Source organism: Bradyrhizobium sp. 2TAF36, assembly GCF_052114925.1.
GTDB lineage: Bacteria > Pseudomonadota > Alphaproteobacteria > Rhizobiales > Xanthobacteraceae > Bradyrhizobium > Bradyrhizobium barranii.
The window spans coordinates 140,887-154,269 of the sequence record NZ_JBFRFR010000012.1 but is presented as its reverse complement, the minus strand read 5'-3'; the positions used below and the strand labels follow the sequence as shown (position 1 = coordinate 154,269).

At 59.7% G+C, this 13,383-nt stretch carries 9 protein-coding genes and 1 pseudogene; 8 read left to right on the top strand and 2 right to left on the bottom strand.

The window, feature by feature from the left end:
- Positions 1-20 precede the first annotated feature (20 nt).
- The 4 genes from AB4Z51_RS09470 (at position 21) to AB4Z51_RS09455 (ending at position 6,565) form a co-directional block, all read left to right on the top strand.
- Positions 21-1,691 carry an arylsulfatase gene (locus tag AB4Z51_RS09470; RefSeq protein ID WP_063986350.1) on the top strand — a complete coding sequence of 557 codons (1,671 nt, stop codon included), beginning with the start codon at positions 21-23 and terminating at the stop codon, positions 1,689-1,691.
- A 239-nt stretch (positions 1,692-1,930) separates the two neighbouring features.
- Positions 1,931-3,577 carry an arylsulfatase gene (locus AB4Z51_RS09465; protein WP_167767926.1) on the top strand — a complete coding sequence of 549 codons (1,647 nt, stop codon included), beginning with the start codon at positions 1,931-1,933 and terminating at the stop codon, positions 3,575-3,577.
- Between the two features lie 230 nt (positions 3,578-3,807).
- Complete coding sequence (locus tag AB4Z51_RS09460; RefSeq protein ID WP_441497330.1) at positions 3,808-5,451, top strand: arylsulfatase; 1,644 nt, start codon at positions 3,808-3,810, stop codon at positions 5,449-5,451.
- A gap of 136 nt (positions 5,452-5,587) precedes the next feature.
- On the top strand, positions 5,588-6,565 hold the full coding sequence (locus AB4Z51_RS09455; RefSeq protein WP_244623060.1) for an HAD family hydrolase: 978 nt from the start codon (positions 5,588-5,590) through the stop codon (positions 6,563-6,565).
- 161 nt (positions 6,566-6,726) lie between these two features.
- On the opposite strand, the pseudogene AB4Z51_RS09450 reads toward AB4Z51_RS09455, so the two are convergent.
- Positions 6,727-6,963: pseudogene (locus AB4Z51_RS09450) on the bottom strand (hypothetical protein); the annotation flags it as partial.
- A gap of 376 nt (positions 6,964-7,339) precedes the next feature.
- Between AB4Z51_RS09450 and AB4Z51_RS09445 the strand changes: the two are divergent.
- The 3 genes from AB4Z51_RS09445 (at position 7,340) to AB4Z51_RS09435 (ending at position 9,551) form a co-directional block, all read left to right on the top strand.
- Positions 7,340-7,960: a ParB-like protein gene (locus AB4Z51_RS09445; protein WP_441497320.1), complete on the top strand. Its 621-nt coding sequence runs from the start codon at positions 7,340-7,342 to the stop codon at positions 7,958-7,960.
- A gap of 115 nt (positions 7,961-8,075) precedes the next feature.
- A complete protein-coding gene (locus AB4Z51_RS09440; RefSeq protein ID WP_441497319.1) occupies positions 8,076-8,885 on the top strand; it encodes an MIP/aquaporin family protein in 810 nt (269 codons plus the stop codon).
- A 12-nt stretch (positions 8,886-8,897) separates the two neighbouring features.
- A complete protein-coding gene (locus AB4Z51_RS09435) occupies positions 8,898-9,551 on the top strand; it encodes a MarC family protein (protein WP_135213738.1) in 654 nt (217 codons plus the stop codon).
- A gap of 206 nt (positions 9,552-9,757) precedes the next feature.
- Here AB4Z51_RS09435 and AB4Z51_RS09430 read toward each other — a convergent pair whose 3' ends face one another.
- The gene (locus AB4Z51_RS09430) at positions 9,758-11,197 is read right to left on the bottom strand and encodes an outer membrane protein (protein ID WP_441497318.1); all 1,440 of its coding nucleotides are present in this window, start codon (positions 11,195-11,197) and stop codon (positions 9,758-9,760) included.
- Between the two features lie 844 nt (positions 11,198-12,041).
- Here AB4Z51_RS09430 and AB4Z51_RS09425 point away from each other — a divergent pair.
- The gene (locus AB4Z51_RS09425; RefSeq protein WP_441497317.1) at positions 12,042-13,160 is read left to right on the top strand and encodes a SphA family protein; all 1,119 of its coding nucleotides are present in this window, start codon (positions 12,042-12,044) and stop codon (positions 13,158-13,160) included.
- The last annotated feature ends 223 nt before the right edge of the window (positions 13,161-13,383 follow it).

The following is a 13,383-nucleotide window of genomic DNA, read 5'->3' as shown; positions in this document are numbered from 1 at the left end:
TGCTTGGCGCGACGATATTGATGTCGCTGTCCGGGGCAGCCAGCACGCCGGCGACCGCACAGCCGGCACAGAAACCCAATATCCTCTTCATCATGGGTGACGACATCGGCCTGTACCAGCCGAGCATCTACCATCGCGGCCTGATGGTCGGCGAGACGCCCAACATCGATCGCATCGGCAACGAAGGCGCGATCTTCACGCATTACTATGCCGAGCAGAGCTGCACCGCCGGTCGCAACGCCTTCTTCACCGGCATGCATCCGCTGCGCACCGGCATGATTCCTCCGCAACTTCCAGGCAGCCCGTCCTATCTGCGGCCCGGCACCCCGGCGCTCGCCAAGTTCCTGCTCGATCTCGGCTACAACACCGGCGAATTCGGCAAGAACCATCTCGGCGATCACACCGACGCACTGCCGACCGCGCACGGCTTCCAGGAATTCTGGGGCTACCTGTATCACCTCGATGCGATGCAGGGCGTGAGCTTCCCGGACATCAACAAGTCCCCAACCCAGCAGACTGTTGCCCCGCCATGCAAGAATACGCCGATCCCCGGCATCCCGGAGGTACCGGGCGCGGTCGATCCGAAAACGTCGGTTTGCCTGACGCCTCCGCGCAACGTCCTGTCGTGCAAGTCCGATGGTACGTCCAGGACTCAGCAGTGCATCGACCAGGGCCCGCTGACACTCGAGCGATCGAAGGGTGTCGACGAGGAAATCTCGGCCAAGGTCATCGACTTCATCGATCGCAACGATCCGAAGACGACGGGCAAGCCTTTCTTCGTCTGGTACAACCCTGCGCGCATGCACATCACAACCGTGCTGAATGACAAGTACGCGGCCATGGTCGGCGAGCCCGGCGGCAAGGATTGGGGCCTCAACGAGGCCGGCATGAAGCAGATGGACGACAACATCGGCTATGTGCTCAAGAAGCTCCAGGACATGGGCCAGCTCGACAACACGATCATCGTGTTCACGACAGACAACGGCGCCGAGACCATCACCTTTCCGGACGGCGGCACCACTCCGTTTAAGGGCGGCAAGCTGAGCACCTGGGAAGGCGGCATGCGCGCTCCGGCGCTCGTTCGCTGGCCGGGGGTCATCAAGCCCGGCACCATCAAGAACGACATATTCGCGTCACTCGACTGGCTGCCCACATTTGTCAACATCGCCGGTGGTGCAAAGGGAGACGCGCTGAAGAAGCGCATCGAGGCCGGCCAATATCCCGGCATCGTGAAGACGACGCTCGATGGCGTCGATCAGGCCGAATACCTCTCCGGGCGTTCGGAAACGTCGGCGCGCGATACCTTCTTCTACTATTCGGGCAAGGATCCGTCGGCGGTGCGCTACAAGAACTGGAAGATCTACTTCACGATGGTGTCCGACAACCCGGCGGGCTTTATTGCCGGAGCGCTTCCCTATCACTGGGCCCAGGTCGTCAACATCAAGCGAGACCCGTTCGAGACTTCGATCGGTTCACAATACAAGACGCTCATGGGCCAGGGCGGCACAATCGGCTCCCCTTCGACAGCCTACATCTACGATTGGAACATGCTGCCCATCGGCCAGGCGCTCTGGCTGAAGGAACTCGAGAGCTATATTGCGTACCCGCCGCTGCAGGACCCGGCGAGCTACAATCTCGATCAGGTGATGCAACAGATCAAGCAGGCCAAGACTGCCGGTCGCAGCGACTAGCTGCGCGCCACGAGCGTGATCCGACGAAGCGGGCGCCCCAGGGCGGGGCGCCCGCCAACGGAATGGCAAGCAAGTGATCAAGCAGGCCGCGCCGGGCCAGTAGACACCTCCACAAGCGTYGTCGGCTTCCGGTGCATCAGCGAACAGCGCCAATTGCATAACAACGGGAGGAGCACGTCATGAGTAGCAAGCTTCCGCCAGAAGAATCCCACGACGTTGCGCCGCAATCGGGCGGCGGAATGAAACGCCGCGATCTGCTGCTGAGCGGCAGTTCGCTTGTGGCCGCTTCGGCGCTCTCGGCCGTCGGACTGACAACGCCGGCACAAGCGCAGCAGCCGGCTCCAGCGCCCGCAACGGGGGGACAACGGCCGAACATCGTTTTTATCATGGGTGACGACATCGGCTGGTTCAATATCGGTGCCTATCATCAGGGCATCATGGCGAGCCGGACACCAAACCTCGACAAGCTCGCCGCGGAGGGCATGCGCTTCACCGACTATTACGCCGAGGCGAGTTGCACGGCGGGCCGTGCCAATTTCATCACAGGAGAATTGCCGATCCGCACCGGGCTAACCACGGTCGGCCAGGCTGGCTCCCCGATCGGAATGCCGGCGCAGGCACCGACGATCGCGACCGCACTAAAATCCATGGGCTACGCCACGGGGCAGTTCGGCAAGAACCACCTCGGCGACCTCAACGAATTCCTGCCGACCATGCACGGCTTCGACGAGTTCTTCGGCTATCTGTACCACCTCGACGCGATGGAAGACCCGGCCCACCGCAACTACCCGCAAGCGCTACTGGCCACCGTCGGTCCGCGCAACATGGTTCATTCCTGGGCGACCGACGTCGACGATCCGACGGTGCAGACGCGCTGGGGCAAGATCGGCAAGCAAAAGATCGAGGACTCCGGACCGCTTTATCCAAAGCGGATGGAGACGGTGGATGACGAAATCCTGAAGATCACGTTCGACTTCATCGACAAGGCCAAGCGGGACAACAAGCCGTTCTTCGTCTGGCTCAACCCGACGCGCATGCACGTCGTCACGCACCTTTCGGAAAAATACGAGAACATGCGCAACTCCGAAAACGGCTGGTCGGTTTCCGAGGGCGGATTCGCCCAACTGGACGATATCGTCGGCGCCGTCATGAAGAAGCTCAAGGACGAGGGCTTCGACGACAACACGATCGTCGCGTTCACAACCGACAATGGCGCGGAGAACTTCACCTGGCCTGATGGCGGACAGACGCCATTTGCAGGCGGCAAGGGAACGGCCATGGAAGGCGGTTTCCGCGTGCCCTGCATGATCCGCTGGCCGGGCAAGGTGCCGGCGGGAAAGGTCGAGAACGGCATTATCTCCGGACTCGACTGGTTCCCGACCTTCGTCGCCGCAGCGGGCAATCCGAATATTGCCGACGAGTTGAGGAAAGGAAAGCAACTCGCCGGCAAGACCTACAAGGTCTACCTCGACGGATACAACCAGATGGACCTGATTACCGGAAAGGGCCCGTCTGCCCGCCACTCGGTCTTCTATTTCACCGAGGGCACACTGAGCGCGGTGCGTATCGACGACTTCAAGTATCGCTTCACCGATCAGCCAAGCGGCTGGTTGGGCGCCACGGTCAAGGTTGATTGGCCGATCCTCACCAATATCCGCCTTGATCCCTTCGAACGCACGAACATGCCCAACGGCGCGCAGGGGTCGTTGGCATTCTATAACTGGTTTGTTTACGAGTTCTGGCGGTTCCAGTTCGTGCAGCAGGAGGTCGGCAAGCTCGCCCAGACGGCGATCGAGTTCCCGCCGATGCAGAAGGGGGCGAGCTTCAATCTGGAAGCGGTCAAGGAGCAGATCGAAAAGGCCATGCAGTCGCAGGCTGGCAAGTAGCAGATAAATATGAGGTGAGCGGGCGCTCCGCGTCGGAGCGCCCGCCAACGGAATAGCGAGCAAGTGATCCAAGAGGCCGCGTCGGGCCGGTCACCACCTCCACAAGCCACGCCGGCTTCCGATGCGTCAAGCGAACAGAGCCAATTGCGTAACAACGGGAGGAGTACGTCATGAGCAATAAGCTTCCACCTGGAGATTCCCACGACGCTACTCCACAATCGGGCGGCGGAATGAAACGCCGCGATCTTTTGCTGAGCGGGAGTTCTCTTGTCGCCGCTTCGGCGCTCTCGGCTGTCGGGCTGACAACCGCGGCACAGGCGCAGCAGCCGGCACCCGCGCCAGCCGGGCAGCGGCCGAACATCGTCTTCATCATGGGTGACGACATCGGCATGTGGAATATCGGCGCTTATCACCGCGGCCTGATGGCCGGCCGGACGCCCAATCTCGACAAGCTCGCCGCCGAAGGCATGCTGTTCACCGATTACTATGCCGAGGCGAGCTGCACGGCAGGTCGCGCCAACTTCATCACCGGTGAATTGCCAATCCGCACCGGCATGACCACGGTCGGCCAGGCCGGCGCTGCCATCGGCATACCCGCGCAGGCCGTGACCATCGCCACGGCGTTGAAAGGAATGGGTTACGCCACCGGCCAGTTTGGCAAGAATCACCTTGGCGACAAGAATGAATTCTTGCCGACGGTGCATGGCTTCGACGAGTTCTTCGGTTACCTCTATCACCTCGACGCCATGGAGGACCCCGCGCACCCGAATTACCCGCAGGACCTGCTGAACGTCGTCGGTCCGCGCAATATGCTCCATACATACGCGACCGCCGTGGACGACCCCACCGTGGATCCACGCTGGGGCAAGGTCGGCAAACAGCGGATCGAGGATGCCGGAACGCTTTATCCAAAGAGGATGGAAACCGTAGATGACGAAATTCGCGATCTTGCGCTGAAGTTCATCGAGAAGGCCARGGCCGACAACAAGCCGTTCTTTCTATGGCTCAACCCGACCCGGATGCACATCGTCACGCATCTTTCACCAAAGTACGAGGCAACGCGCAACTCCAGGAACGGCTGGTCGATACATGAAGCCGGCATGGCGCAGCTCGATGACGACGTCGGCATGGTGATGCAGAAGCTCAAGGATATGGGCGTGGACGACAACACCATCGTGGTCTTCACCACCGACAACGGCACCGAGGTCTTCACCTGGCCTGATGGCGGGCAGACGCCTTTCGCGCAGAGCAAAGGCACCGTCATGGAAGGTGGCTTCCGTGTGCCCTGCATGATCCGTTGGCCGGGCAAGGTGCCGGCCGGCAAGGTCGAGAACGGCATCATTTCCGGTCTGGACTGGTTTCCGACCTTGCTAGCGGCCGCCGGCAACCCGAACATTGCAGAGGAGCTGCAGAAGGGCAAACAGATCGGTGACACGACCTATAAGTGCTATCTGGACGGCTATAACCAGATGGACATGATTACCGGCAAGGGGCCGTCGAACCGGCACGAAATCTTTTACTTCGGAGAGAGCGAACTCGGTGCCGTGCGCATCGACGACTTCAAGTATCGCTTCATCGACCAGCCAAAAGGCTGGCTCGGCGAAAAAACCAAGGTTGACGTGCCCTATTTGACCAATCTTCGCCTCGATCCATTCGAGCGCACGGGCTGGCCCGATAACGGGAGTAAAGAAGGCGCGCAGCAATACTTCGACTGGTTCAAATACGAATTCTGGCGCTTTGTATTTGTTCAGCAGCAGGTGGAAAAGCTGGCGATGACGGCGATCGAGTTTCCGCCGATGCAAAAGGGCGCGAGTTTCAACCTCGATGCCGTGAAGGCGAAAATCGAGGCGGCCCGGGCGGCGGTGGGCAAGTAGCGCCTGGCATCGACTGGTTTCATGGCGGGCGCACCGAATTTCCGTGCGCCCGCTGGGCAATGGAAAGGCGTCGACCATGAAGCCGATCATCCGTTTACCTGCTATCGATCGTCGCGTCCTTCTCTCGTCCCTGGCGATGCTTCCGGTACTGTCCGTTTCACTCCGTTCCAAATCCGCAATGGCACAAGCGCAGAGCGATCCACTGCCATCATGGAACGACGGCGCGACCAAGGCCTCGATCCTCGACTTTGTTGCGCGCGTCACGACGCAGAATGGGCCTTATTTCGTCCCGGTCGACCAGCGCATCGCGACCTTCGACAATGACGGCACACTATGGGTCGAGCAGCCGATGTACGTGCAACTGGCCTTCGCCCTCGACCGCGTGAAGGCCATGGCGCCAATGCATCCGGAATGGAAGACCAAGCAGCCGTTCGCGGCGGTGCTGGACGGCGACCTGAAGGCGCTTGCGGCTTCAGGCGAAAAAGGATTGGTCGAAATCATCGCCGTGACACATGCCGGCATGACCACGGCGGAGTTCGAGAAGATTGTCACGGATTGGTTGGCGACCGCGCGCGATCCCCGCTTCAAGCGGCCGCATACTGAACTGGTCTACCAGCCGATGCTCGAACTGCTCGCCTATCTCCGGGCCAGCGGCTTCAAGACCTTCATCGCGTCGGGCGGCGGCATCGAATTCATGCGGCCCTGGACCGAGCGGATTTACGGAATACCTCCGGAGCAGGTGGTCGGATCGTCGATCAAAACCCGATTTGAGATCAAGGACGGTGCGCCAACGCTCTTCCGGCTGCCCGACATCAATTTCATCGACGACAAGGCGGGCAAGCCGATCGGCATCAACGAGCACATTGGCCGGCGTCCGATCGCCGCCTTCGGCAACTCCGACGGCGATCTCGAAATGCTGCAATGGACGACGCTCGGCGCCAGTGGCGCGCGGTTCGGCCTGATCGTCCACCATACCGATGCGGAACGCGAATATGCCTATGACCGCGACTCGCATTTCGGGAAACTCGACGTCGCGCTCGACGCCGCGGCCGTCAACAAGTGGGCGGTCGTCGACATGAAGAAGGACTGGAAGCGCATCTTTGCCTTCGACTGACATCCTCTAAGGACCCATAAGTGCCATCTGGACGGCAATAGCCAGTGGACATGGTTACCGGCAAGAGGCACCCAACGCATTCCGGACTTGTACACCGACCATCTTTGTCGCCTGCGGCACCGCGTTCGAGGCGCGGACGTCCGCTGTTAACGCAAGAAGGACATCAGCAGGACGTTGGGCGCCGCCTTGGGCGGCACCACGGTCGGTGGCCAATAGGGTTTGGAACCCTTGGCATCCATATTGATCGTTCCGCCGAACGGCGCGGGCGGGTTTGGGAGATATTTGCCGTCTATCGTCGTCGTGGCGCTGAGTGAGCCCGGCGTTCCCGAGATCTGCTGGGCGAAGGTCGGGCCAATTGTGAGAGCCAGAACGGAGGTCGACCATACCAATGCGCGCATGGTGGGAGTGATGTTCATGGTCAGACTCCCTCGAATTGACTATTCGAAGCTAAACCTGCGAACAGCATGCGCCATACGCTTCAGGATGGCCGCATCGTCATCGACCACAATCACGAAGCGCCATCATGTCCGTGTAGCCCCGGTACGGGCGTGCGCCAAGAGTCTTGGCCGACCGTTGATCCAGATCAATGGAATAGTCCACCGTGAGCACAACGAAGGGTCGTTGTTATAAAGGCGGGCTTTGCCGACGGGCGCTGAGAATGTCCGGTGATCGGGACCGACCGGACGCGGYTGGCCTCGCGGTCGGTTGCTGACGAGGCGACGACGTCTTCTAAAAGCGAACATTTCCGGACTAGTGATCAAAGAAGTCTGCACGATGTCGGACCGTGAACCCATTCTCAAGCCCGTTGCGATCGCAGACCTGCGCCCGACCCAGATGACGGTCGGCATTCGGGAGGTCAAGGAGAAGCGCAAGCGCTGGCGCGACGAGAGCAAAGAGAAAGGAGCCGAGTTCCTGGGTAAGCACATGATCCCCGTCGTGCTTGGCCCAAAGGACCGCCACTACGTCATCGATCATCACCACCTGGCGCGTGCGCTCCATGAAGAAGGGGTCGAAGAGGTATTGGTTACCGTGGTGAAAAACCTCAGGACGCTGGAGCCCAATTCGTTCTGGTTCGTCTTGGACAATCAAAGCTGGATGCATTCGTACGACGACGAGGGCCGTCTGCGCCCTTACAAGGATTTGCCGAAGACCGTGGCCGGGCTTATTGACGATCCGTTCCGCTCGTTGGCGGGCGAACTGCGGCGCGCCGGCGGGTACGCCAAGGACACGACGCCGTTCAGCGAGTTCTTGTGGGCGGATTTTTTGCGTCGCCGGGTCAAGCGCAAAACCGTAGAGACCCACTTCGAGGCCGCTCTCGAGCAAGCCCTGGAATTGTCCAAAACCGAGGAGGCGAGCTACCTGCCCGGCTGGTGTGGTCCCGTCTTGGAGGATTGAAGGCATGCCTATCCCGCTCGAAAAATCCGCAAGCGCGCCGAAGACCCGAGGAGCCGTGCTGGCCCGGTGCGAGAGGCTAACGGACAGCGGCATCGACTAGAGGAAAGAGCAGCTCATGGCGCAAACAGAGGCCGACAGAACACTGAGCCATCTGGATCACGAGCTTGTCGCGTCGCTAAACGACTTCCTCGATCCGAACCAAGAGTGGCGCCGCCTCTTCTCGGAGCTGCTCGGAACGTTCTTCCTCGTCCTCGTGGCCGCCGGTGGCGGCATGATGGGGCAGGCCTTTCCCGGCACGATCAGCCGTGCCGCTGCGGTCGTCGCACCCGGTCTGATGGTGATGGCGATCATCCTCTTCATGGGCAAGGTGTCCGGCGCTCATCTCAATCCCGCGGTCAGTATCGCGTTCTCGGTGCGTGGCGACTTCCCATGGCGTCGCGTACCGGGATATATCGTCGTGCAGTTGATCGGGGCGACGCTCGCGGCACTGTTCCTGCACGCCGTGATCAACGTGTCGGCCAGCTACGGGTCGAACTATCCCGCGTCGGGATACTCCGCGTCCGATGCGTTCCTGATGGAGGCCGTGCTGACCCTCGGTCTCGTCAGTGTCATTCTCGGCACGGCATCAGGCGCTCAGAACATCGGGATCATCGGCGCGATCGGCGTCGGCGCGTACATTGCACTTGCCGGGCTGTGGGGGAGCCCTATCTCGGGAGCGTCGATGAACCCAGCGCGCACGTTCGGCCCGAACCTAATCGCGACCGACTTCACGAGCTATTGGGTGTATGTCGCAGGTCCACTCGTGGGTGCAGTTCTCGCAGTGGGTGCAGCATGGGTGCTCCGCGGTGCCGGCGGCGGCCGCGCAGGCTCAGGTGCGGCACAGGGGAGCCTTTTCACCGAAGTCGAGCACCCGGAGAAAGGGTGAGGCGCAGGCATAATGGGTCATGAACTCTCGCTGTTCGTGGGTACGTTCGCGACTTTGCTCGCGATAATAAATCCGTTCGAGGTCCTGCCGGTCTATCTGAAGATGCTGGAAGGCAAGGACGCCGCCACACATCGCAAGGTGGCATGGAAAGCTTGCCTCTATGCGCTGCTTCTATCTCTCTTTTTCTTGATCTTCGGAACGCTGATCCTACGCTTGTTCGGCGTGCCGCTGAGCATGGTCCGCATCGTTGGCGGGATCATCCTGATGAAGATCGGCTTTGAACTATTTTCACCATCCGCTTCCGGTGGCGTGATTCCGGCCAGCGGCGCGGATCAGAGCGGTAACATAGCTTTCGTGCCGCTTGCGATGCCGCTCATGTGCGGACCAGGCGCTATCGCCACCATCCTCGGCATGACTGCCACGATTAAGCGATCATCAGCGGAACTGGCCTCTTTCGTAGCGATCGTCGTGGCTATTTTCGCGACGATGGTCGTCACCTACCTGTGTCTGGCATATGCCGGGAAACTTTTCGACAGGCTCGGCGCAATGGGGATCGATGCTATCACCCGAATAGTTGGCTTCTTCGTCTCTGCGATGGGCGTTGCGCTGATCTTCGACGGTATCATCGAGGCATTGCAGACGCATGGTGTGACGATTCTGCGTTGAACTAGCTGTTGGTGGCGCCACGCAAATTCCGGGGCGATCTTGACCTCGGATGTATTCTGCCAATCGGAGATGTGTTATGAACCGAACCGAGTCCAAGGTGGACCGTATTACGCGGCGTCGGGAAGTTGTCCGCCCACAGTACAAAGGACGCGATCATCCACTTCGGACACCGAGACACAAGTCTCGTTGCGCGCCAGGTTGCCGTGTCAATTAACCGGGAACAGCAACGCGACAGTAGTTCGCAGTGACCAGGCCGGAGCGCCAGTCGGACGTATCACGTTGTAATAGGCTTGAATCGATGCGTTGATCGGTTGATCACCCACTCTGAAAACCCGACCGATACCGCCGCCAACCGGCACTGTCCACCGCTCCCCCGACGCCGCGAGCCAATCCGCGGTGATGATGGGTGACGTGTTCAGGTACCAGCCGTGCGCCATGTTGTAGTTGGCGAAGGGCTGGGCGAGGAAGGCGTTGACGGGCGGTCGCAGCGGATTGCCGCCGACCGACCACTGGTTATTGAGCAATACACCGATCACCCAATGTGGCGGCGTGACCACTAACACGGCCGTTGGGCCGAACAAGAATTTACCGGTCCCGAGGATGGGGTCGTTTGCGGACGGAACGGTGAAGACTGGTCCCACGCCCCAGATCAGCGGTCCGGGGTGCACGGGGGACACAAACAACGATTGAGTAATGTCGCCAATCCCGTTGGTGTTGCTGTCGAAGAACGGACTTGGCTGGCTCACCAACGGAATGATGGTACGTGAGATCACGTTCCAGTCTTCGTTTAAATGCATGGGCACGACGGGTTGAATGTTGAGTACTTCCTGGGTGCGATTGAATGGTCCGGTATTGAAATTGGTGTTGCTCTGAAACGGCACGCTGACCAAATCCGCGATCGGGTTTTGTGATTTCTTCTGTAGATCTTCGTCGTCCGAAGGCTCGTGGGAATGCTTCGGCGCCTCGGCCACCGCAGGAAGGCCGCTTTCGAATTTATAATTGATGCCAGCTTTGACCATTTGTAGGTCGCGGTTCAAAGCGACCGAGGGGACGGTGGGAGAACGCCAGTTCGATAGCCCAAGATAATCGTATTCGAGTTTGACGGTCCAATGCGACTTGAAGCCGTATTCGATGCCAGCGCCCGCCAACCAGCCGGTGTTCGTGCTGGTCCCGTTCCAAGTGGCGCCGGGGAGGTTCAAAGTAGCGCTGCTGTTGACCCAGCCGCCGCCAAGCTTGCCGAATACGAGCCATCGATCATTCACGAGGCCGACACGGCCCGCCACGGTGCCGATCCAGTGCTGGTCTACAAAGGCTAATGTCGGAGCAGGAAGGACCGGATGACCGAAGCCGGCTCCATCGAACTCACCTTCGACACCAAACAGAAAGTGACCGGCCTGGAAGTTATAGCCCGCCTGCACGCCTCCAACGAATTCGGTCAGGCCGCCATACAGATTGTTGCCGGGAATGTTCAGGCTGCCGTTGGACCATCCTCCACCGAAGTTGGCACCAACATAAAACCCTCCCCAATTATACAATGGTGCCACGATTGGTGCTTTGTATATCGGAGCTTTGACGGGCAGGTCGGACRCAAGAGCGGGTCCGCTCAACAATCCTGCCGCGATGCAAATGAGGAAAACTTTCTGCACCGTCGCCTCCTCAAGGTCGGCCACAACTCGCAAACATATGACCAAGAAGGTCTCTGACCAATCAACTTGTTTGACCTGCATCAAGCCTAGCTTGCAATGTCGATGCAGGTGACATTTCGGCAACAACGAAATTGAGGATCTTCGTGCCGCTTCGTGTTCTTTAAGTGAACATTGTTGTCTGACTTTGCGATCGTCTCCTGTTTGAGAACGCGCTGGGCGATCTGGCAGTGAAGCATTGGAATTTGTGCCCATGGTGGTCATCCGCACCGCAATAGAAGTTTCGGCTAGCGGGGAGGTTGCTGCGTAGCCGGCTTCCCCATGCCTTGGCCGTACAGGGCCTTGGCGTAATCGCCTCTGGCGTGAGCATCGACGGCATCCTCGAATAGGCCAGCGGCCACAGGTGCGGCGAAGACTGACGCTAGAACGACGCCGACGAGCGTGAGTTTGAGGTTCATCGTCTGGCAACTTTGCTCTTGGTCACACTCGATTACCAATAAGCAGTCGTGAGGCTTATGCGACCTAACAACGGTTGGCATCGCGTTGCAGCAAGAGACGCCGGCGAACGGCGATGCGAGCTTGCTTTTCTCACTCGTTGTTGGGGTCCGAAAATAGAATCAGTGGCACAAAATGCATACTCAACAATTCCAGCTATGAGAGGGTTGCAGTAGGTCTGCCGTGGCGCCCGATCGGACTTGGGTTACCGAATGTGGCTCTTTGGTCGCAGCATTGATCTTTCTTGCGATAGATCTATCCCCGTTGAATTTTACATGATGAGCCCCGATCGCCTCGGGGGTACGCTGTCGCCGGATTGTATTCGGAGGTAACACATCTTACGAGGCACGACATGACAGTGAGCATTGCACTGGCGGCGGGGCAGAGTGAGCGATCGAAATCAGCACGTCGACGCAGACTTGGCGTTGCTGCATTCGTCCTGACGTCCGCGATCGTTGGTTTTTCCCATTGTGCGTTGGCCGATGAAGGCGGCGTCAGCTTCTGGGTCCCCGGTTTCTTTGGAAGTCTGGCGGCCACGCCGCAGCAGCCGGGTTGGTCGCTGGCAAACATCTACTATCACACCTCTGTCTCCGCCGGCGCCGACGTCGCGCGTGCGCGCGAGTTCACGCTCAACAGGGTTCCGGCCAATGTTACCCTCGACGCAAAACTGAATTTGAACGTCAACGCCACGGGCGATCTTGGCTTTGTGATCCCAACCTATGTATTCGCGACGCCGGTTCTCGGCGGCCAGGCGTCGGTGTCCCTGTTAGCAGCCTACGGCGTCGTCGGCACCAGCCTGGCAGGCACCTTGTCAGGCGTGCTCACGGGCCCTCTCGGCAACAACGTCCCCTTCGCGCGGTCCGACACCATCAGCGACACCACATGGGGCTTTGGGGATGTCGCGCCGGTATTTCAATTGCGCTGGAACGCCGGGGTCCACAACTACATGACCTATATCATGGGCGACATCCCGGTTGGCGCTTACCAATCCGATCGCCTGTCGAATATAGGCATCGGACACAGCGCGATCGACGTCGGCGGCGGCTACACCTATTTCAATCCGCAGACCGGCCACGAATTCTCCGGCGTGATCGGCTTCACCTACAATTTCAAGAACACTGCAACGCAGTATCAGAATGGCGTCGACATGCACTTCGACTGGGGTGCATCGCAATTCCTGTCGAAGCAGGTCATGGTTGGCCTCGTGGGCTATGTCTACAAGGAACTCGGCTGCGACAGCGGTTCAGGTGACCGTGTCGGCTGCTTCCAGTCCCAAGTGGTCGGCATCGGCCCCCAGATTGGATTCCTGTTTCCGGTCGGCGACATGCAGGGCTATCTCAATTTGAAAGCTTACGGCGAGTTCGCTGCGGAAAACCGGCCATCGGGCTGGAATACCTGGGTCACCTTCTCTATCTCGCCGCCCGCGCCCGGAGCACCTCCGACGACAAAGCCCATCGTCAGAAAATACTAGCAGCAATCAAGCTGCGGCTGTCAGTTTGCTGATCATTCTTTGCAACACGCGGGCAACCGGTGGCACCTGGTCCCCGTCGAAGCTCGTTCCGGTGACCACCACCGATGCCGTAGTGCCGGCGCGTAGCAGGCGTCGCCTTCGCGCGCGATTCATTTGCGATCTCGCCCGCCGCGCCTGAAAGTACCGTCACGCCGACCCGGCACATGGTGACGAAGCAAGGCAC

Coding starts and splice junctions, on each gene's coding strand:
- AB4Z51_RS09470 (WP_063986350.1), top strand. CDS start 21: ATGTCGCTGTCCGGGGCAGCCAGCACGCCGGCGACCGCACAGCCGGCA.
- AB4Z51_RS09465 (WP_167767926.1), top strand. CDS start 1,931: ATGAAACGCCGCGATCTGCTGCTGAGCGGCAGTTCGCTTGTGGCCGCT.
- AB4Z51_RS09455 (WP_244623060.1), top strand. CDS start 5,588: ATGCTTCCGGTACTGTCCGTTTCACTCCGTTCCAAATCCGCAATGGCA.
- AB4Z51_RS09445 (WP_441497320.1), top strand. CDS start 7,340: ATGTCGGACCGTGAACCCATTCTCAAGCCCGTTGCGATCGCAGACCTG.
- AB4Z51_RS09440 (WP_441497319.1), top strand. CDS start 8,076: ATGGCGCAAACAGAGGCCGACAGAACACTGAGCCATCTGGATCACGAG.
- AB4Z51_RS09435 (WP_135213738.1), top strand. CDS start 8,898: ATGGGTCATGAACTCTCGCTGTTCGTGGGTACGTTCGCGACTTTGCTC.
- AB4Z51_RS09425 (WP_441497317.1), top strand. CDS start 12,042: ATGACAGTGAGCATTGCACTGGCGGCGGGGCAGAGTGAGCGATCGAAA.